Annotated in this window: 21 protein-coding genes; 8 read left to right on the forward strand and 13 right to left on the reverse strand. The window is 70.2% G+C overall.

The window, feature by feature from the left end:
• Positions 1-2: 2 nt before the first annotated feature.
• Together CGZ93_RS13325 and CGZ93_RS13330 are read left to right on the forward strand one after the other, a co-directional pair.
• Positions 3-962, forward strand: a complete 960-nt coding sequence (locus CGZ93_RS13325; protein ID WP_094364641.1) for an amino acid ABC transporter permease — start codon at positions 3-5, stop codon at positions 960-962.
• A gap of 44 nt (positions 963-1,006) precedes the next feature.
• Positions 1,007-1,804, forward strand: a complete 798-nt coding sequence (locus CGZ93_RS13330; RefSeq protein ID WP_171196195.1) for an amino acid ABC transporter ATP-binding protein — start codon at positions 1,007-1,009, stop codon at positions 1,802-1,804.
• 15 nt (positions 1,805-1,819) lie between these two features.
• On the opposite strand, the gene CGZ93_RS13335 is transcribed toward CGZ93_RS13330, so the two are convergent.
• Positions 1,820-2,227, reverse strand: coding sequence for a hypothetical protein (locus tag CGZ93_RS13335; RefSeq protein ID WP_094364643.1), 408 nt, complete (start codon positions 2,225-2,227; stop codon positions 1,820-1,822).
• 217 nt (positions 2,228-2,444) lie between these two features.
• Between CGZ93_RS13335 and CGZ93_RS13340 the strand changes: the two genes are divergently transcribed.
• Positions 2,445-2,696 (forward strand): WhiB family transcriptional regulator, encoded by a 252-nt coding sequence (locus tag CGZ93_RS13340; protein WP_094364644.1) that lies wholly within the window; start codon positions 2,445-2,447, stop codon positions 2,694-2,696.
• 108 nt (positions 2,697-2,804) lie between these two features.
• Here CGZ93_RS13340 and CGZ93_RS13345 read toward each other — a convergent pair whose 3' ends face one another.
• The 6 genes from CGZ93_RS13345 to CGZ93_RS13365 all read right to left on the reverse strand — a co-directional run bounded on the left by CGZ93_RS13345 (position 2,805) and on the right by CGZ93_RS13365 (position 7,174).
• Positions 2,805-4,268, reverse strand: a complete 1,464-nt coding sequence (locus tag CGZ93_RS13345; protein WP_094364645.1) for a sensor histidine kinase — start codon at positions 4,266-4,268, stop codon at positions 2,805-2,807.
• Positions 4,269-4,359: 91 nt separating this feature from the next.
• A complete protein-coding gene (locus CGZ93_RS20125) occupies positions 4,360-4,434 on the reverse strand; it encodes a 50S ribosomal protein bL37 (protein ID WP_369797015.1) in 75 nt (24 codons plus the stop codon).
• 151 nt (positions 4,435-4,585) lie between these two features.
• Entirely contained in the window at positions 4,586-4,885 is a 300-nt protein-coding gene (rsrA, locus tag CGZ93_RS13350) for a mycothiol system anti-sigma-R factor (RefSeq protein WP_094364646.1), read from the reverse strand.
• Positions 4,882-5,538 (reverse strand): sigma-70 family RNA polymerase sigma factor, encoded by a 657-nt coding sequence (locus tag CGZ93_RS13355; protein ID WP_094364756.1) that lies wholly within the window; start codon positions 5,536-5,538, stop codon positions 4,882-4,884. Before CGZ93_RS13355 ends, rsrA begins: the two co-directional genes overlap by 4 nt.
• A gap of 233 nt (positions 5,539-5,771) precedes the next feature.
• Entirely contained in the window at positions 5,772-6,422 is a 651-nt protein-coding gene (locus tag CGZ93_RS13360; protein WP_229117442.1) for an alpha/beta hydrolase family protein, read from the reverse strand.
• Complete coding sequence (locus tag CGZ93_RS13365; RefSeq protein ID WP_094364647.1) at positions 6,419-7,174, reverse strand: SOS response-associated peptidase; 756 nt, start codon at positions 7,172-7,174, stop codon at positions 6,419-6,421. The genes CGZ93_RS13360 and CGZ93_RS13365 overlap by 4 nt, the downstream gene beginning before the upstream one ends.
• Before the next feature lie 89 nt (positions 7,175-7,263).
• On the opposite strand from CGZ93_RS13365, the gene CGZ93_RS13370 reads away from it, so the two are divergent.
• The 4 genes from CGZ93_RS13370 to CGZ93_RS13385 are packed head-to-tail and all read left to right on the forward strand — an operon-like array spanning position 7,264 to position 11,129.
• On the forward strand, positions 7,264-7,866 hold the full coding sequence (locus CGZ93_RS13370; protein ID WP_176451762.1) for a DoxX family protein: 603 nt from the start codon (positions 7,264-7,266) through the stop codon (positions 7,864-7,866).
• Entirely contained in the window at positions 7,859-9,244 is a 1,386-nt protein-coding gene (gene aroA / locus CGZ93_RS13375; protein WP_229117443.1) for a 3-phosphoshikimate 1-carboxyvinyltransferase, read from the forward strand. Before CGZ93_RS13370 ends, aroA begins: the two co-directional genes overlap by 8 nt.
• A complete protein-coding gene (gene rsgA / locus CGZ93_RS13380) occupies positions 9,241-10,275 on the forward strand; it encodes a ribosome small subunit-dependent GTPase A (protein WP_407643949.1) in 1,035 nt (344 codons plus the stop codon). The genes aroA and rsgA overlap by 4 nt, the downstream gene beginning before the upstream one ends.
• 17 nt (positions 10,276-10,292) lie before the next feature.
• Positions 10,293-11,129, forward strand: coding sequence for an inositol monophosphatase family protein (locus CGZ93_RS13385; RefSeq protein WP_094364648.1), 837 nt, complete (start codon positions 10,293-10,295; stop codon positions 11,127-11,129).
• Positions 11,130-11,132: 3 nt separating this feature from the next.
• Here CGZ93_RS13385 and CGZ93_RS13390 read toward each other — a convergent pair whose 3' ends face one another.
• Together CGZ93_RS13390 and serA are read right to left on the reverse strand one after the other, a co-directional pair.
• Positions 11,133-11,951 carry a hypothetical protein gene (locus CGZ93_RS13390; protein ID WP_094364649.1) on the reverse strand — a complete coding sequence of 273 codons (819 nt, stop codon included), beginning with the start codon at positions 11,949-11,951 and terminating at the stop codon, positions 11,133-11,135.
• Positions 11,952-11,976: 25 nt separating this feature from the next.
• Entirely contained in the window at positions 11,977-13,182 is a 1,206-nt protein-coding gene (gene serA / locus CGZ93_RS13395; RefSeq protein ID WP_094364650.1) for a phosphoglycerate dehydrogenase, read from the reverse strand.
• A 72-nt stretch (positions 13,183-13,254) separates the two neighbouring features.
• Here serA and CGZ93_RS13400 point away from each other — a divergent pair, with 72 nt between their 5' ends.
• The gene (locus CGZ93_RS13400) at positions 13,255-13,446 is read left to right on the forward strand and encodes a hypothetical protein (protein WP_094364651.1); all 192 of its coding nucleotides are present in this window, start codon (positions 13,255-13,257) and stop codon (positions 13,444-13,446) included.
• Between the two features lie 145 nt (positions 13,447-13,591).
• Here CGZ93_RS13400 and CGZ93_RS13405 read toward each other — a convergent pair whose 3' ends face one another.
• From CGZ93_RS13405 to CGZ93_RS13420, 4 genes are read right to left on the reverse strand one after another with little or no spacing between them, the layout of a single operon-like run.
• Positions 13,592-14,371: an ABC transporter ATP-binding protein gene (locus CGZ93_RS13405; RefSeq protein ID WP_094364652.1), complete on the reverse strand. Its 780-nt coding sequence runs from the start codon at positions 14,369-14,371 to the stop codon at positions 13,592-13,594.
• The gene (locus tag CGZ93_RS13410; protein ID WP_094364653.1) at positions 14,368-15,225 is read right to left on the reverse strand and encodes an ABC transporter ATP-binding protein; all 858 of its coding nucleotides are present in this window, start codon (positions 15,223-15,225) and stop codon (positions 14,368-14,370) included. The genes CGZ93_RS13405 and CGZ93_RS13410 overlap by 4 nt, the downstream gene beginning before the upstream one ends.
• Complete coding sequence (locus tag CGZ93_RS13415; protein ID WP_229117444.1) at positions 15,225-16,037, reverse strand: ABC transporter permease; 813 nt, start codon at positions 16,035-16,037, stop codon at positions 15,225-15,227. The genes CGZ93_RS13410 and CGZ93_RS13415 overlap by 1 nt, the downstream gene beginning before the upstream one ends.
• Positions 16,034-16,987, reverse strand: coding sequence for an ABC transporter permease (locus CGZ93_RS13420; protein WP_094364654.1), 954 nt, complete (start codon positions 16,985-16,987; stop codon positions 16,034-16,036). Before CGZ93_RS13420 ends, CGZ93_RS13415 begins: the two co-directional genes overlap by 4 nt.
• Positions 16,988-16,993: the final 6 nt, after the last annotated feature.

Here is a 16,993-nt window from a genome sequence, read left to right on the forward strand (position 1 = left end):
CGATGACTGCTGCCGACTCCCCGCAGGGGGACGCCGACCGCCCGGGGCGGATCGACGCGGTGCCGGTACGCCACCCGTTGCGCTGGGTGGCCGTCGCGGTGATCGCCGTGCTGGTGTTGATGTTCCTCAACATGCTGGTCTTCAACCCGGCCTTCGACTGGCCATTCATCGCCGAGGCGATGAACCAGAAGCCGGTGATCGAGGGGTTCATCAAGGGCACCCTGCTGGTCACCATCCTGAGCATGCTGCTCGGGGTGATCGGCGGGGTGATTCTGGCGGTGATGCGACTCAGCGACAACCCCATCTTGAAAGGGGTTTCCTGGGCCTACACGTGGTTCTTCCGGGCGATCCCGCGCTATGTGCTGCTGACCATCATGGGCGCCCTGGGCATCGTCTTCCAGAACGGGATCTCGTTCGGGTTCCCGTTCGACTGGAAGATCATCTCCTGGCTGGGCCTGCCCGAGGGCACCAGCTGGCGGTTCCTCACCCTGGACGCCAACCAGGTGTTCGCCGGATTCGCCGGGGCGGTGATCGGGATGGCCGCCTCCGAAGCGGCCTACATGGCCGAGATCGCCCGCGCCGGCATCCTCAGCGTCGACCAGGGCCAGGGCGAGGCGGCCAAGGCGCTCGGGATGAGCCCCGGCCGGGCGATGTGGCGAGTCGTCCTGCCGCAGGCGATGCGGGTGATCGTGCCGCCGACCGGCAACGAGACGATCGCGATGCTCAAGGACACCTCGCTGCTGATCGCGATCCCGCTGTCGGCGGAGCTGTTCTTCCAGCTCAAGGCGATCGGGTCCCGCACTTATCAAACCTTCCCGGTGCTGATCTCGGCGACGCTGTACTACCTGCTGGCCACCTCGATCCTGATGGTCGGCCAGGCCTGGCTGGAGCGACACTTCGGCCGTGGCTTCGGTGCCACCGAGGCACCGCAACGCAAGCTGATGTTGGGATCGGACCATTGAGCACCGCCGTGCCCTCGCCCGAACCGACCCGCACCGGCGAGCCGCTGGTCCGCGCGGTGAACGCGACCAAGTCGTTCGGCAGCAACGAGGTGCTGAAGGGAATCGACCTGAGCGTGTACGCCGGCGAGGTGGTCTGCCTGCTCGGCCCCAGCGGCTCGGGCAAGACGACCTTCCTGCGGTTGATCAACCAGATGGAGGTGCTCACCGGCGGCCGGATCTGGGTCGATGGTGAGCTGATCGGTATCAGCGAACGGCGCGGCCGGCTGCACCGTCGCAACGAACGCGACATCGCCCGGCAGCGCGCCGAGATCGGCATGGTGTTCCAGCGGTTCAACCTGTTCCCGCACATGACGGCCCTGGGCAACGTGATGGAGGCCCCGGTGCACGTCAAGAAGGTGAGCCGGGCCGAGGCGAGGCAACGGGCCACCGAGCTGCTCGACCGGGTCGGCCTGTCGGATCGGGCGAACTTCTATCCCGCCCAGCTCTCCGGTGGTCAGCAGCAGCGGGTGGCGATCGCCCGCGCCCTGGCGATGGAACCGCGGCTGATGCTGTTCGACGAACCGACCAGCGCGCTCGACCCGGAGCTGGTGGGTGAGGTGCTCAGCGTGATGAAGCAACTGGCCGCTCAGGGGATGACGATGATCGTGGTCACCCACGAGATGGAGTTCGCCCGCGAGGTCGCCGACCGGGTGGTGTTCATGGCCGACGGTCAAGTGGTCGAGGAGGGTACGCCCCAGCAGGTGATCGGCGACCCGCAGCACCAGCGCACGCGGGACTTCCTGGCCCGCGTACGCCGGGAGGGGGCGGCTGCGGCGAGCCGGCAGCCCGAGCCGGAACAGTAACCCCGTCCGGGCAGCTCAGTCCCGGTCGCGAACCAGCACCGCCGTGCTGGCCGGGTGCAGCACGCAGACCAGCACCAGCAGCGAGGCCGCGGCCAGGGCGATCGCGATCGGCCGGGTGTCGCCACCCCAGAACGACCACGCCACCGGAAGGTTGATCAGCTGGGTGGCCGTCACCGGGCCGCGGCTCCACGGGCGAGCCCGAAACAGGCCACGTGCGAGCAGCAGCAGCGCGACGGCGTACCCGATCCAGACGATCGCGCCCCCGATGCCGACCACGGGCCGGTTCGGGTTGACGTTGACCGCGTCCAGCGCGCCCAGCACGAGCGCCACGACGCCCTCCAGCGCCAGCACCAGCGCGGCAACCAGCAGGGTGGGCGGAGTGCGCTGCGGACGGGGCTCGGCGGCGGTGGGCGGTTCGGACACCCGGACAGCCTAGTGGGCTGAGCCGGCACCCACCCCGACCGATCGGTATTGCCCGAAGTCAGAGCGGGATGGTGTGAACCACACGACGTGTCAAGATCTTGTTTTTGTGCCGAATGGTTGCCAGTCTTGTGAGGTCACATCAACAGGGTTCCCAGCTTCCCCGCAGCGCCGCGATCTGGAGACTCGGACCCGGAACCTGAGAGGAGTGGACCAAGGCATGGATTGGCGCCACGAGGCAGCCTGTCTGGACGAGGATCCCGAACTCTTCTTCCCGATCGGAAACACCGGCCCCGCACTGCTGCAGATCGAAGAGGCCAAGCAGGTGTGCAAGCGCTGCACGGTCCGCGAGCAGTGCCTGCAGTGGGCTCTCGAAGCTGGCCAGGACCACGGGGTCTGGGGCGGTCTCTCCGAGGACGAGCGACGCGCCATGAAACGACGCGCAGCTCGCTCCCGGATCAGGACCGCCTGAGACTCACCGAGCCTGCGTGCCCGCAGGAAGACGCAGAACCGACCGCCCCGGGGATTCCTCCCCGGGGCTCGTTGCGTCTCCGGGGTCCGGTTGGCGTTCCGCGTGGGCTCAGTCGCGGGCCAGCGGCAGGCAGATTCGGGCCAACGACCCCGGGCCGTCGGGGTTGTTCGTCAGCTCGAACGTGCCGCCGAGGTCGGCCATCAGGGTGGAGACGATGCTCAGCCCCAGGCTCTTGGAGCTGGCGAGCAGGAAGTCCTCCGGCAGACCGACCCCGTCATCGACCACCTCGACCTCCAGCGCGCCGTCACCGGCGGACGGGCGTACGGTGACCTGTCCCCCGCCCGCGCCGCTGAGTCCGTGCTCGATCGCGTTCTGGCACAGTTCGGTGACCACCAGGGACAGCGAGGTGGCGACCTGGGCGGGCACCATCCCGAAGCTGCCCTCGCGGCGGGCGATCACCCCCTCGGGGTGGTCGTGGCTGGTGGCCACCGCGCCCACCATCTGCAGCACCCGATCGGCCACGTCGTCGAACGCGACGGTCTCGTCGAAGGACTGGGACAGCGTCTCGTGCACCACCGCGATCGCGGCCACCCGCGACATCGCCTCGGTCAGCGCGGCCCGCGCCTCCGGGGAGCGGCGGGCCTGCATCCGCAGCAGCGCGGCCACGGTCTGCAGGTTGTTCTTCACCCGGTGGTGGATCTCCCGGATGGTGGCGTCCTTGGTCACAAGCTGGCGTTCGCGCCGGTTGATCTCGGTGATGTCGCGGCAGAGCACGATCAACTCGTCGGTGCCGTTGCCGTCGCGCAGCGGGACCAGCCGCAGTCGGATCGACACCGTTCCCGCGCTCACCTCCACCTCGGCGACCTCGCTGGTGCGGTACGCCTCGTCCGGCGGTGCGGTGCCGCCCGCGGCCTCGGCCAGGTCGCGCAGCAGCGAGGGCAGGTGCTCGTCCTCCGGATAGGACTCCAGGCCCAGGCGCCGCAACGCGGTGATCGCGTTCGGGGTGGCGTAGCGGACGTTGCGGTTGCGGTCCAGCCGGAACACGCCGTCACCGACCCGCGGGCTGAGCACGGGGTCGGTGTGGGCCCCGGTCGGGTATTCCCCGTGCGCCACCATCGAGGTGAGCACCTCGGCCATCTCCAGATAGTTGTCCTCCAACGCCCCGGGGGCGCGTACGCCCATCTGGTTGGTGTGGCGTTCGATGACCGCGAGCACCCGGCCGTCGCGGTGGATCGGCACCGCGTGCACGTCGACCGGGATCCCGGCCTGCAGCTTGTTCTCCGAGGTCTCCACCTGCTCCCCGGTCAGGTACGCCTCCGGGACCCCGTGCTCGGGCTGATAGCCGACCTCGTCACCGGCGACGTCGTCCTCGAGCGCGGTCGGACCGGTCGAGGGCCGGGTCTGCGCCACGGCCCAGAAGATGTTCGGGTCGACGTCGGGTACCCACAGCACCAGGTCGGAGAATGAGAGGTCGGCCAGCAGGTGCCACTCGGCCACCAGGCGGACCAGGTATTCCTCGTCCTCGGGGCCGATTTCGGTGTGCTGGCGGATCAGCCGGGACATCAGTGGCATGCGTTCAACCTAGTGGTTCCGCCAACGCCGAAGGGCTCGGATCCGCGGATCCGAGCCCTTCGATCCAGGCGTTGCTGCCCGGGCCTGGTGCTCAGGCGTTGGGGCGCTTGCCGTGGTTCGCGCCCTTCTTGCGACGCGCCCGACGCTTACGTCCGGTCTTACCCATGTCAGTCTCCTCCGGTGGTGTGGCGATATCAGCCGGTGCCACCTTCTCCGGCGGCCAAGAGTCCAGTCTAGCCGTCCGCGCCGCCGCTGCGGAAATGCGTGCTCCCGTTCGGCCCTGCGCAGTTCCGCGCCGGCCGCTCAGCCCTGGCCGCTCAGCCCTCGCGGTGCCAGGTGGTGATCGAGGTCATGATGCTCACCCGCAGGGTCTGCGGGGCCTTCTGCCCCTGACAGCACCGGTTCACCAACTGCTTGATCGCCAGCTCGGCGTCGAAATCCTCGACGCAGCGCTCACAGGCCTCCAGGTGCAGCCGGATCACCTCGCACGACGCCTCGTCCAGCTCGTTGTCCAGGAAGGTGTGCACCCGCTCCAGCACCACCTGGCAGTCCTGCTCGGCGAGCCGGCCGAGCTTTTCGGGGTCCAGGTCGTGCGCGTGCTGCTCGGCGGCGCTCATGACGCGTCCTTGGGCAGCAGGCCGTTCTCCCGGGCATAGTCGCCGAGCGCCCTGCGCAGTTGGGCGCGCCCGCGGTTCAGCCGCGACATCACGGTGCCGATCGGCGTACCCATGATCTCGGCGATCTCCTTGTAGGCGAACCCCTCCACGTCGGCCAGATAGACCGCCATCCGGAAGTCGTCGGACAGGTTGTTCAACGCCTCGGTCACCGCCGAGTCCGGCATCCGGTCCAGCGCCTCCATCTCGGCCGAGCGCAGCCCGGTGGAGCTGTGCGACTCGGCGCGGGCCAGCTGCCAGTCCTCGACGTCCTCCCCGTCGGACAGCTTCGGCGAGCGCTGCGCCTTGCGATAGCTGTTGATGTAGGTGTTGGTGAGGATCCGGTACAGCCACGCCTTCAGGTTGGTGCCCGGCGTGTACTGGTGGAAGGACTGGTACGCCTTGGCGTACGTCTCCTGCACCAGATCCTCGGCGTCGGAGGGGTTGCGGGCCATCCGCATCGCCGCCCCGTAGAGCTGATCGAGGTGCACCAGCGCATCCCGCCCGAAACGGGCCGTGCGCTCGGATTCGGTCTCGGTCGCCGGATCGAACGGGACGTCGTCAACCGTCCCCACGGCCTCGCCGGGGAATTCGTCGGTCTCACTCGGTAGTGGCATCACGTACGACAGTACCGGTGAGGAAGCAGCTGTGGTCACCATCACCGGGCTCAACCGCCGCGCCGCCGCCGATATTCCCCACGCCCGCAGGTGAGGCACCCCCCACTTCGCGGCTCGAAGTTCAATTCGCGTGGCGAACGTCACTTCGCGGATCACCGGTGAGCCGCGAAGTGACACCCGGTCCGCGAGGTGACGTTCAGTACGCGAAGTGGAGCCCGATCCCTTCGACAGGCTCAGGGACCTCCGACGAACGCCCTCACCCGCTCCCGCAGCAGCGCCGCGATCGACTCCGGCGTGCTGGCCGCCCGCGCCGGCGGCTTCAGCTCGTGGGCACAGTCGGGCACCTCGACAACCTCGATCCGCCCGCTCCCGACCACCGCCTCACGCACCTCGCCCGGCGTACCGAACGGATCCCGGGCTCCCTGCAGCACCAGCACCGGCGCATCCGCCCCGAGGAGCTCCGGCGCCCGCGACTTCTCCGGGCGACCCGGCGGGTGCAGCGGGAAGGACAGCGCCACCACCCCGGCCACCGGGCGTACCGCGGCACACCGCACCGCCACCCGTGCCCCGGCACTGCGCCCGCCGACAAACAGCGGCACGCCGGCGAACCGGTCCCCGGCGTACGCCAGGGCGGCCGCCCAGCCCTCGTCCAACCGGGCGGGGGCGGGCGCGATCTTCTTCCCCGCGGTACGCCAGGGCTGCTCGTACCGCAGCACCGCGACGCCGGTCTCGGCCAGCGCCCGCAGTGCCTCGAGGTCGGGGGCGTCGACTCCCCCACCGGCACCGTGCCCGAGCAGCAGCACCGCCCGCGGCGATGCGGCCGGCAGATCGGCGTACATCCGCGCCGGCCCGAGCGTCGTCTCGAGGGGGTGCGCCTGGCTCACTCGCCGGCCCCCTCGGCGAGCGGGCGGACCAGCTCGGGGCTGTTGTTGCGCACGTTGCCGACGGCCTTCGAAACCGGGTACGCCCCCAGCCGTTCCGCCTCGGTGACCGCCAGCAGTTCCACCGCCCGGGCCGGATCGGTGAGGCCGGGATCCAACCAGTCGGCCCACGCCTCGCGGGCGATCACCATCGGCATCCGGTCGTGCAGGTGACCCAGCGAGTCGGTCGCCGAGGTGGTGATGATCGAGCAGGTGCTCAACCAGGCCTCGGGGTCGTCGGCGGGCCGGGCGTCGTCGCGCCAGAACTCATAGATCCCGGCCATCACCAGCCGCTCCCCGTCGGTGCGGTGGATGAACCAGGGCTGCTTCACCGGCTTGAAGCCGCGTTTCCCCTCGCCCGCGGGCGGCTCCTCGGCGTACCACTCGTAGTAGCCGTCGGCCGGGATCAGGCAGCGCCGGGCGGCAAACGCCTTGCGGAAGGCGGGCTTCTCGGCGACGGTCTCGGCCCGGGCGTTGATCATCCGGGCTCCGCCGCCGGGGTTCTTCGACCAGCTCGGCACCAGGCCCCAGCGCACCTGGACCAGCTTGCGGCGTACCTCCTCGGTCTGCTTGTCGCGCCGCTCCACCACCGCGGCCACCGGGTCGGTCGGGGCGACGTTCCAGCTCGGCGGCGGGGGTTGCTCGGCCACCTCGTCGACCTCGAAGTCCTCGACGAGCTCGTCCACGTCGGCCGATGCCGCATAACGTCCGCACATGGGCCCAACCTACGCGGAACGCCGGTGCGGACGACCCGACACCGGACCCGGTCTTTCCAAGCCCAGCGCGACACGGTAGACATATGGGCATGACTCTGACGCGCGCGCTCGCCCGGACCATGCTGGCCGGCTACTTCGTCTACAACGGCGCCAAGGCGCTCAAGGACCCCTCCCCCTATCTGGAGGGCCAGGAGAAGTTCGCCAGCACCGTCGTCCCGTTGGCCAAGAAGGTCGCCCCCGCCGAGGTCGCCACGGCGATCCCGACCGACGCCTCGACCCTGGCCCGGATCTCCGGCGGTCTGCAGGTCGCCGGCGGCCTGGCGATGGTGCTCGGCAAGGGCCGTCGGCTGGGCGCCGGTCTGGTCGCCGCCTCGATGGTGCCGCAGCTGCTCTCCAGCGGCCCCGGCCAGGGCGCGACCAGCGAGCAGAAGGCCGCCGCCCGTGACGGTCTGCTGAAGAACCTCGCCCTGATCGGCGGCGCGCTGATCGTCGCCCAGGACACCGAGGGCCAGCCGAGCCTCGCCTGGCGCGCCCAGGACCAGGCCAACCGCATCTCCCGCAAGGTGGAGAAGGCCAAGGCCCAGCTGGAGAAGGACGTCGACGTCAACAAGCGGCAGGCGCGCAAGCAGCTCAAGCAGGCCCGCAAGGCCGCCCGCAAGCAGGTGAAGGAGCTCACCGCCGATCGTGGGTGACCCCGGGACAACCACCGCCGCCGACCGCGCCGACCGCCCTGTGCGGTCGGCGCGGCCGCGTCGCGCCGTCGACACCGGCCGCTGGCCGGCCCCGCTCGCCAACGAACCGGTGCACGCCACCGTGCGCGTCCCCGGTTCCAAGTCCGAGACCAACCGGGCCCTGGTGCTCGCCGCGCTGGCCGACGGCCCGAGCCGGATCACCGGTGGGCTCGACGCCCGGGACACCCGGTTGATGCGCGCGGGCCTGCGTACGCTCGGCGTGCGGATCGACGACGACGGCGACAGCTGGCAGGTCACTCCCCCGGCCAACGGGTTCGTCGGCAGCGGGGAGATCGACTGTGGCCTGGCCGGCACCGTGATGCGGTTCCTGCCCGCGGTGGCCGCACTGGGGACCGGCGAGGTGCGCTTCACCGGCGACGAGGAGGCGCTGCGCCGGCCGATGGGACCGCTGCTGGACGCCCTCTCCGACATGGGCGCCGGGGTCGAGGCCGACGGGGACACGCTGCCGGTGCGGATCGCCGGGCGTACCAACCTGCCCGGTGGCCCGATCAACCTGGACTCCTCGACCTCCAGTCAATATCTCTCGGCGGTGCTGCTGGTCGGCGCGCGCTGCGCCGACGGGCTGGATGTCCGCCACGTCGGCGGCACCCTGCCCAGTCGCCCGCACGTGCAGATGACCGTCGAGATGCTGCGCCAGCGCGGGGTGCGCATCGAGCAGCCCGAACCCGATCGCTGGGTCGTGCACCCCGGACCGATCGCCGCCCGCGACAGTGTCGTGGAGCCCGACCTGTCCAACGCGGCCGCGTTTCTCGCCGCCGCGTTGATCACCCAGGGCCAGGTCACCGTCCCGGACTGGCCGGAGCGGACCAACCAGCCCGGCGACCTGGCCCGCGACGTGTTCGCCGCCTTCGGTGCCTCGGTCGAGCGCACCGCCGACGGTCTGGTCGTGCGGGGCGGTCGCCGGCTCAACGGGGTGGATCTCGACCTGTCCGCGGCCAGCGAACTGACCCCGGTGGTGGCCGCCCTGGCCGCGGTGGCCCACGACACCTCGCACCTGCGCGGGATCGGCCACATCCGCGGCCACGAGACCGACCGGTTGGCCGCGCTCGAGGCCGAGCTGAACAACCTCGGTTCGCACACGAGGCAGACCGAGGACGGGCTGGTGATCCATCCGCGGGTGCTGCACGGCGGCGAGTGGCACACCTACGCCGATCACCGGATGGCGCACGCCGGCGCCCTGCTGGGGTTGCTCGTCGACGATGTCACCCTGGATGAGATCGGTTGTACCAGCAAGACCCTGCCCGAGTTTCCGCTGCTCTGGGCGCAGATGCTGAGCGACTCCGACGACTGGTCCGACGGCCGGCGGGAGGGCGTGTGATACGTCGCGGTGGCATCCACACCGACGACCACGCCGGGTTCGACCGCCCGCGCCGGCGCACTCGCCCGCGTACCAAGGACCGACCCGACTATTCCGGGGCCGACCTCGGTCTGGTGATCACCGTCGACCGAGGCCGCTACCGCTGCCTGCTGCTGGACTCCGACGGGGCCGCGGACCCCGACGCCATCCAGGTCACCGCGATGAAGGCGCGTACGCTCGGCCGCCGCTCGGTGATCGTCGGCGATCGGGTACGCCTGGTCGGCGACGTCAGCGGGGACGAGGGCACTCTGGCCCGGATCGTCGAGGTGACCGAGCGCAGCACGGTGCTGCGGCGTACCGCGGACGATGACGACCCCTATGAGCGCCCGATCGTCGCCAACGCGGACCAGCTGGTGATCGTCACCGCGCTGGCCGATCCGCCGCCGCGCACCGGGATGATCGACCGGATCCTGGTCGCCGGCTATGACGCGGGCCTGGAGCCGATGCTGTGTCTGACCAAGGCCGACCTGGCCTCGCCGGATGAGTTGGAGGCGGCGTACGCCCCGCTCGGCGTGCCGGTGGTGGTCACCGAGCCCGAGGCCGACCTGACCCGGCTGCACGGGCTCCTGGAGGGTCGGATCTCGGTGTTCGTCGGGCACTCCGGGGTGGGCAAGTCGACCCTGGTGAACGCGCTGATCCCCGGGCTGGAGCGTGCGGTCGGCCACGTCAACGAGGTCACCGGGCGTGGTCGGCACACCTCCACCTCGGCGATCGCGTTGCGGCTGCCGCCGGGTCCGGACGGGCGGGGCGGCTGGGTGATCGACACGCCCGGGGTGCGGTCGTTCGGGCTGAGTCACATCACCCCGGCCGACGTGATCAAGGCGTTCCCCGACCTGGTCGAGTTCACCGCTGACTGCCCGCGCGGCTGCGAGCACGGTGCCGACGCCGTGGACTGCGCCCTGGACGAGGCGTGGCGCAGCGGCGAGGTGCCGCGGGCCCGGGTGGACTCCTTCCGGAGGATGGTGTCGGCCCGCGCACTGCCCTATGACTAGGCGATAGGTTCGGCCCCATGGCAGCAGCCTCCGACTACACCGATGACGTACGCCTCGCGCATCTGATGGCCGACAACGCCGACTCGATCACCATGGACCGGTTCAGGGCCCAGGACCTGCAGGTGTCGGCCAAACCGGATCTGTCCCACGTCACCGACGCCGACGTGGCCGTGGAAGAGGTGCTGCGCAAGAGCTTGGCGCGGGCCAGGCCTCGGGACGCGGTGCACGGGGAGGAACTGGAGGACACCGGCTGGGGGCCACGACGCTGGGTGATCGACCCGATCGACGGCACCTCCAACTTCGTCCGCGGGGTGCCGGTGTGGGCGAGTCTGATCGGGCTGATGGAGGGTGACGAGGTGGTGGCCGGCGTGGTCTCCGCGCCGGCGCTCGGTCGACGCTGGTGGGCGTCCAGGGGCGGCGGTGCCTACACCGGCAGGTCGTTGGCCCAGGCGCGGTCCATCAAGGTGTCCCAGGTGAGCCGGATCGGCGATGCGTCGCTTTCGTATTCCTCCTTGCACGGTTGGGTTTCCGCGGGCTGGGGGCAGCATTTCGTCGACCTGATGCGCAGCGTGTGGCGCAGTCGAGCCTATGGTGACTTCTGGTCGTACATGCTGGTCGCCGAAGGGGCGGTCGACATCGCCTGCGAGCCGGAGCTGGCGCTGCACGACATGGCCGCCTGCGACATCATCGTCACCGAGGCCGGCGGCAACTTCACCTCCGTGGCCGGGGACGCCGGCCCGTTCGGCCCCGGTGCGGTGGCGACCAACGGGTTGCTGCACGAGCTGGTGGTACGCCAACTGCACGACGGCGACGCGGTCGACCCGGACGCCGGGCGTACCCGCGCCGAGAACTGATGCTCAGCCGCGCGGGGCGCCGGGATCGTTGCCCTGGTTGGATTCGCGGGCAGCCCTCTCGGCCCTGCCCTCGGCCCACGCATCCTGGGCCGTCTGCTTGAGCGACTTCTGCGAGTCGGCCTCGATCCCGTCGTGCAAGGCCGTCGCCTGCGCGGCCAGATCGGGGCGGAAGTGGGCAAGCCACTCCCCGATCCGATGCCGGTCCCAACGCGTGTCGAACTGGGACAGCGGGACGGTCAGATAGGGCTGCCCGGTCTGCGGGTCACGGCCGTTGCGTCCCTCGTTCTGCCGGTGGGTCTCGCGGGCCATCGCCCCCCCGAGGATCTCCATGGTGCCGATCCCGACCAGCCCGGTGCCCGCGGTGAGCTGGGCCCCGACCTGACCGAGGGCGTTCACCCCAGCCTGCCCACCCTTGGCGGCCATCGAGTCGTAGCCGACCCCGCGCGCGGCCTTCTTGGCGTCCATCCCGACCAGCGGCAGCACCCGTCTGGCCTCCCTGAGATCCTGCCAGGACAGGAAACGGCGCGACGCGTCACCGGTGTAGGTGAGGCCGCGCGGCTCCAGCAGCAGCTCGATCTCGGACACGTTCTGCCGAGTCTTGCGCAGGCGTACCCACACCATCAGCGCGGTGAAGGCGATGGCGGCCAGCAGGCCGAGCCAGTTTGCGGCCGGCGCCTTGACCGCGTTCATGACGAGGGCGAACAGCAACCAACTCATCAGCAGCAGTGGCACGCCGAGCAGCACCATCGGGATCAGGCTGCCCTTGAACACCCCGTCCTGGGCCTTGAAGATCTCCGGGGTCTGGAAGTCGTTCTGGTCCATCCCCCGAGGCTAGTAGCGTGCGGTGTCAGTCCTCATGCCCGGCAACGCGGAGGCGTACGGTCTCCGGAAGGTTCCTCAGCTCGTCGGCCAGCTCCAGCACCCGGGCCCCGCTGACATCGGTGATCACGAAACCGAGCTCGCCGCGGGTGGACAGCGCCTGCCGGTCGATGTTCACCTGATGATCGGCGATCACCTGGTTCATCCGGGCCAGCACGCCGGGGACGTTGTGGTGCAGGTGCAACAGGCGTACGCCGCTGCCGGACTCGTCGAGCACCACCTGCGGCATGTTCACCGACATGGTTGTGACGCCGCGATCGGTATAGTCGGAAAGCTTTCCGGCGACGAAGTGGCCGATGTCCTGCTGCGCCTCCTCGGTGGAGCCGCCGATGTGCGGGGTCAGGATGACGTTCGGAATCCCTTGCAGGCTTGAGCTGAACGCGTCACCGGTCGACTTGGGCTCGGTCGGGAACACATCGACCGCGGCGCCGGCGACGTGGCCACTGAGCAGGTTGTCCCGCAGCGCGTCGTGGTCCACCACGAAGCCCCTGCACAGGTTGAGAAACAGCGAGCGCGGACGCATCATCGCGAACTGTTCGGCGCCGAAGAATCCGGCGTTTCCGTCGCGGCCGTCGACGTGCAGCGACACGGTCTCGACCTTGCCGAGCAGTTCCTCCAGGCTGCCGCAGCGGCGCGCGTTGCCCAGCGCCAACTTGTCGGCGATGTCATAGAAATAGACCTGCAGACCGAGCGACTCGGCGACCACCGACAACTGGGATCCGATGTTGCCATAGCCGACGATGCCGAGGGTCCGGCCGCGGACCTCGTGCGCGCCCTTGGCCGACTTGTCCCACACCCCCTTGTGCAGCGAGGCGTTCTTGTCGGTCAGGTGCCGAGCCATCGAGATGATCTCGGCGATGGCCAGCTCCACCACGCTGCGGGTGTTGGAGAAGGGTGCGTTGAACACGGCCACGCCGTGCTCGGAGGCCGCCCCCAGATCGATCTGGTTGGTGCCGATGCAGAACGCCCCGATCGCGGCCAGGTCCTTGGCGGAGGCGAGCACCCGCTCGGTGACCTGGGTCTTGGAACGGATCCCCAGCACGTTCACCCCGGACAGGGCGGACGCCAACTCGTCCTCGTCGAGCGCGCCGGCGCGCGTCTCGACGGTGAACCCGCGAGACTGCAGGATCTCGACGGCGTCGCTGTGGATGTTCTCGAGCAGGAGTGCCTTCACGAGCGGTCAGTCTAGGACCTCGCCACAATCCGGCCGGGACGGTCCAGCGTACGACCGGACTAGGGTGGCAGCGTGAACACGGGCATGCTGATCGGCATCGTCGCGCTGGTGGTGGGGCTGCCGCTGGCGATCATCGGCGTCCGCCTGACCTTCGTCAACCCACCCGAATCCCGGGGCCGCCGCCGCGGCGCCCTGATCGCCGGCCTCGGCCTGGGGATCATCTGGATCGGCGGTTTCATCGGCGCCTTCTCCTCCCTCGCCTGACCCCTCCCTCGCCTGACCCATCCCTCACCTCCCCGTCCGCTGCCCCTTCCCCGCCCCATCCCGCTCACGCTTATCGGTCAATTGTCCCGCGCTCCCAATTGGGTGCGCGGGACAATTGACCGATAAGCGTGAGCGGGATGGGGGGTCAGCCGGGGAGCCGGGGGACGGCGGCGAGCAACTCCCGGGTGTAGTCGGCCTGGGGGTTGGCGTAGACCTCGGCGGTACGCCCCCGCTCGACCACCTGCCCCTGCCGCAGGACCAGCACGGTGTCGCAGGTGTGCCGGATCACGTTCAGGTCGTGGCTGACGAAGATCAGGGTGAGCCCGAAGTTGGCGACCAGCTCGTTCAGCAGGTTCAGCACCTGCGCGCGCACCGACACGTCCAGCGCCGACACCGCCTCGTCGGCGATCAGCACCTCCGGGTTGGGCGCCAGGGCACGGGCGATCGCGATCCGCTGCCGCTGCCCCCCGGAGAACTCGTGCGGATAGCGGCGCCCCGAGTCGGCCGGCAGCCCGACCGCCTCCAGTACCTCGGCCAACCGCCGGCTCCGGTCGGCCGGCACGTCGTCGCGGGTACGCAGCAGCCGCGAGCGCAGCGGCTCGGTGATCACATCGGCCACCCGCATCCGCGGGTTCAGCGAGGAACGCGGGTCCTGGAACACCAGCTGGACCGCCGAACGCAGGAATCCCAACCGGGATTCGGGAAGCGCGATGTCCTTGCCGTGCAGCCGGATCGTCCCGCTGGTGGGACGGTCGAGCGCCGCCATCATCCGGATCAGCGTCGACTTGCCCGAGCCCGACTCTCCCACGATGCCCAGCCGCTCCCCCGGCGCGACGCTCAGGCTGACGTTGTCGACCGCGGTGACCTTCCGCGCCCCGGAGAACACCCGCGACACGTGCTCCACCTCGAACACCGGCCCGCTCATCGCGAGCCTCCGACCTCGGCGTCGCGGTCGAAGAAGTCGGCCACCACCGGCAGCCGGGTGCCCGGCTCGACGTCCTCCATCCGCGCGGTGGCCAGCAACCCGCGGGTATAGCCGTGCTGCGGGTCGGCCAGCACCTGCTCGGTACGCCCCCGCTCGACGACCTCCCCGTCCAGCATCACCGCCACCTCGTCACACACCTGGGCGACCACGGCCAGGTCGTGGCTGATGAACAGGCAGGCCGCACCCACCTCGTCCAGTGCACTGCCCAGCAACCGCAGCACCTTCGCCTGCACGGTCACGTCGAGCGCGGTGGTCGGTTCGTCACAGATCACCAGCTCGGGCTGATTGATCAACGCCATCGCCAGCACCACCCGTTGCCGCTGCCCGCCGGAGAGCTGGTGCGGGAAGGAGTGCGCGATCCGTGGCGGATCGGGCAGGCCCACCGCGGTGAGCATCTCCAGCACCCGCTCCCTGGTCCGGCCGCCGCGCACCCGGGCACGGTGCAGCTCCCACACCTCGGCCACCTGCCGGCCGATCCGCATGGTCGGGTCCAGCGCGGTCATCGGCTCCTGGAACACCATCGTCATCCGGTCCCCGCGCAGCGGCGCCACCACCCGGTCGGGGCGCCGGGCGAGCTCCTCACCGCCGAAGCGGATCGACCCGCTCACCTCCGCGGTCTCCGGCAGCAACCCCATCAGCGCGAGTGCGGTCACCGACTTGCCCGACCCGGATTCGCCGATCAGCCCGACCCGGCTGCCGCGCCCAATGGTGAGGTCGATACCGTGCAGCACCTCCCGCCCGCCGAAGGCCACGCGGAGGTCGGTCAGCTCGACCAACGGGTTGTCCGGCCCCATCAGCGCACCTCCTTCAACCGCGGGTCGAGCAGGTCACGCAGGCCGTCGCCGAGCAGGTTGAACCCCAGCACCGCCCCGGCGATCGCCAGACCCGGCCACAGCGCCTGCAGCGGGTCGATCGGCAGATAGGTCTGCGCCTCGCGCAGCATCCGCCCCCAGGTCGGGGTGGGCGGCGGCGTACCCAGTCCCAGATAGGAGAGCGCCGCCTCGGCCAGGATCGCGATACCGAAGGAGACCGACGCCTGCACCCCGATCACCGGGGCGATGTTGGGCAGCACGTGCCGGGTCGCCACCCCCAGCCAGCTCGTCCCCGCCGAGCGTGCCGCGAGCACGTAGTCGCTGCTCATCACCGACAGCGTGGCCGCCCGCGACACCCGGACGAAGGCCGGGATGGTGGCGATCCCGATCGCGGTCATCGCCGTCCAGGTGGATCCGCCGAACGCCGCCGCCAGCAGGATCGCCAGCAGCAGCGCCGGAAACGCATACAACACGTCGGCGCCGCGCAGCAGCAGTTCGCCGAGCCATCCCTTGGCGGAACCGGCCAGGATCCCCAGGGGTACGCCGATCAGCGCGGCCACGCTGACCGCGATCACCCCCACCAGCAGACAGACCCGGGCACCGGCCATCAGCATCGACAGGTTGTCGATCCCGACGAAGTTGGCGCCCAGCGGGTGCAGCCAGCTCGGCTTGGCCAGGCTCACCCGCGGATCCACCCGGGTCGGGTCGAACGGCATCCAGACCAGCGCGATCAGGGCGGTGAGCACCACCAGCCCGACCAGCACCACGCCGGTGTAGAGCCCCGCGCGCTTCACCGGTTGCCCCGCAGCCGCGGATCCAGCACCAGATAGGACAGGTCGACCAGGGCGTTGATCACCAGCACGGCGAAGACCAGCAGCATCACGGTCCCCTGCACCAGCACCAGGTCGCGCTGCGACACGGCCAGCAGCAGCAGCGATCCCAACCCGGGCAGGGCGAACACCGACTCGATCACGATCGCGCCGACCAGCAGGGTGGCCAGCTGCAGGCCGAGCACGGTCACCACCGACAGCGAAGCGTTGCGCAGCCCGTGCCGGAACAATGCCGGCATCTGACGCCAACCGATGGCCCGCGCCGTGCGGTAGTAGTCCTCGCTGAGCACCTCGATGATCGCCGAGCGCACATAGCGCACCAGCACCGACGCCTGCACCACCGCCAACGCCAGCACCGGCAGCACCAGGTGCGAGGCCCAACGCCCCGGGTCCTGGGTCAGCGGGACATAGCCGTTCGGCGGCAACCAGCGCAGCTTCACCGCGAACAGATAGGTCGCCATGATCCCGGCCCAGAACGCCGGGATCGCCAACCCCACCTGGGAAAGTGCGGAGGCGGCATACCCGTCGATGTGGCGCCGCCGGACCGCGGCGAACATGCCGATCGGGACGGCCAGCAGGATCGCGACCAGCATCGCCAACCCGACCAGCCACAGGGTGACCCCGAGCTTCGCCGCGATCTGATCGACCACCGGGCGCCGCGAGAGCAGCGAGGTGCCGAAGTCACCGGTCAGCATCCCGCCGACCCACTCCAGATAGCGCACCGGCAACGGACGGTTCAGCCCGAGCCGCTCCCGCATCGCCTCGACCGCCCGCGGGTCGGCGTTGGCGCCCAACATCACCTGGGCCACATCACCCGGAAGTGCCGCACAGACGAGAAAAATCAGCACCGACGCGACCAACAACGAGGCGACGAACACCCCCAGCCGGCGCAGGACGCGCAGCGCCACAGTCATCCCCGA

Source organism: Enemella dayhoffiae (genome assembly GCF_002250625.1).
GTDB classification, from domain to species: domain Bacteria; phylum Actinomycetota; class Actinomycetes; order Propionibacteriales; family Propionibacteriaceae; genus Enemella; species Enemella dayhoffiae.

What these genes read in the sequence shown, in the direction of transcription:
- CGZ93_RS13405 (WP_094364652.1), bottom strand. Translation starts at nt 14,371, where the DNA reads ATGAGCGGGCCGGTGTTCGAGGTGGAGCACGTGTCGCGGGTGTTCTCC.
- CGZ93_RS13420 (WP_094364654.1), bottom strand. Translation starts at nt 16,987, where the DNA reads ATGACTGTGGCGCTGCGCGTCCTGCGCCGGCTGGGGGTGTTCGTCGCC.
- rsrA (WP_094364646.1), bottom strand. Translation starts at nt 4,885, where the DNA reads ATGAGCGCCGCCGAGCAGCACGCGCACGACCTGGACCCCGAAAAGCTC.
- CGZ93_RS13345 (WP_094364645.1), bottom strand. Translation starts at nt 4,268, where the DNA reads ATGCCACTGATGTCCCGGCTGATCCGCCAGCACACCGAAATCGGCCCC.
- CGZ93_RS13325 (WP_094364641.1), top strand. Translation starts at nt 3, where the DNA reads ATGACTGCTGCCGACTCCCCGCAGGGGGACGCCGACCGCCCGGGGCGG.
- CGZ93_RS13385 (WP_094364648.1), top strand. Translation starts at nt 10,293, where the DNA reads ATGGCAGCAGCCTCCGACTACACCGATGACGTACGCCTCGCGCATCTG.
- CGZ93_RS13390 (WP_094364649.1), bottom strand. Translation starts at nt 11,951, where the DNA reads ATGGACCAGAACGACTTCCAGACCCCGGAGATCTTCAAGGCCCAGGAC.
- CGZ93_RS13340 (WP_094364644.1), top strand. Translation starts at nt 2,445, where the DNA reads ATGGATTGGCGCCACGAGGCAGCCTGTCTGGACGAGGATCCCGAACTC.
- CGZ93_RS13355 (WP_094364756.1), bottom strand. Translation starts at nt 5,538, where the DNA reads ATGCCACTACCGAGTGAGACCGACGAATTCCCCGGCGAGGCCGTGGGG.
- CGZ93_RS13365 (WP_094364647.1), bottom strand. Translation starts at nt 7,174, where the DNA reads ATGTGCGGACGTTATGCGGCATCGGCCGACGTGGACGAGCTCGTCGAG.
- CGZ93_RS13410 (WP_094364653.1), bottom strand. Translation starts at nt 15,225, where the DNA reads ATGGGGCCGGACAACCCGTTGGTCGAGCTGACCGACCTCCGCGTGGCC.
- CGZ93_RS13370 (WP_176451762.1), top strand. Translation starts at nt 7,264, where the DNA reads ATGACTCTGACGCGCGCGCTCGCCCGGACCATGCTGGCCGGCTACTTC.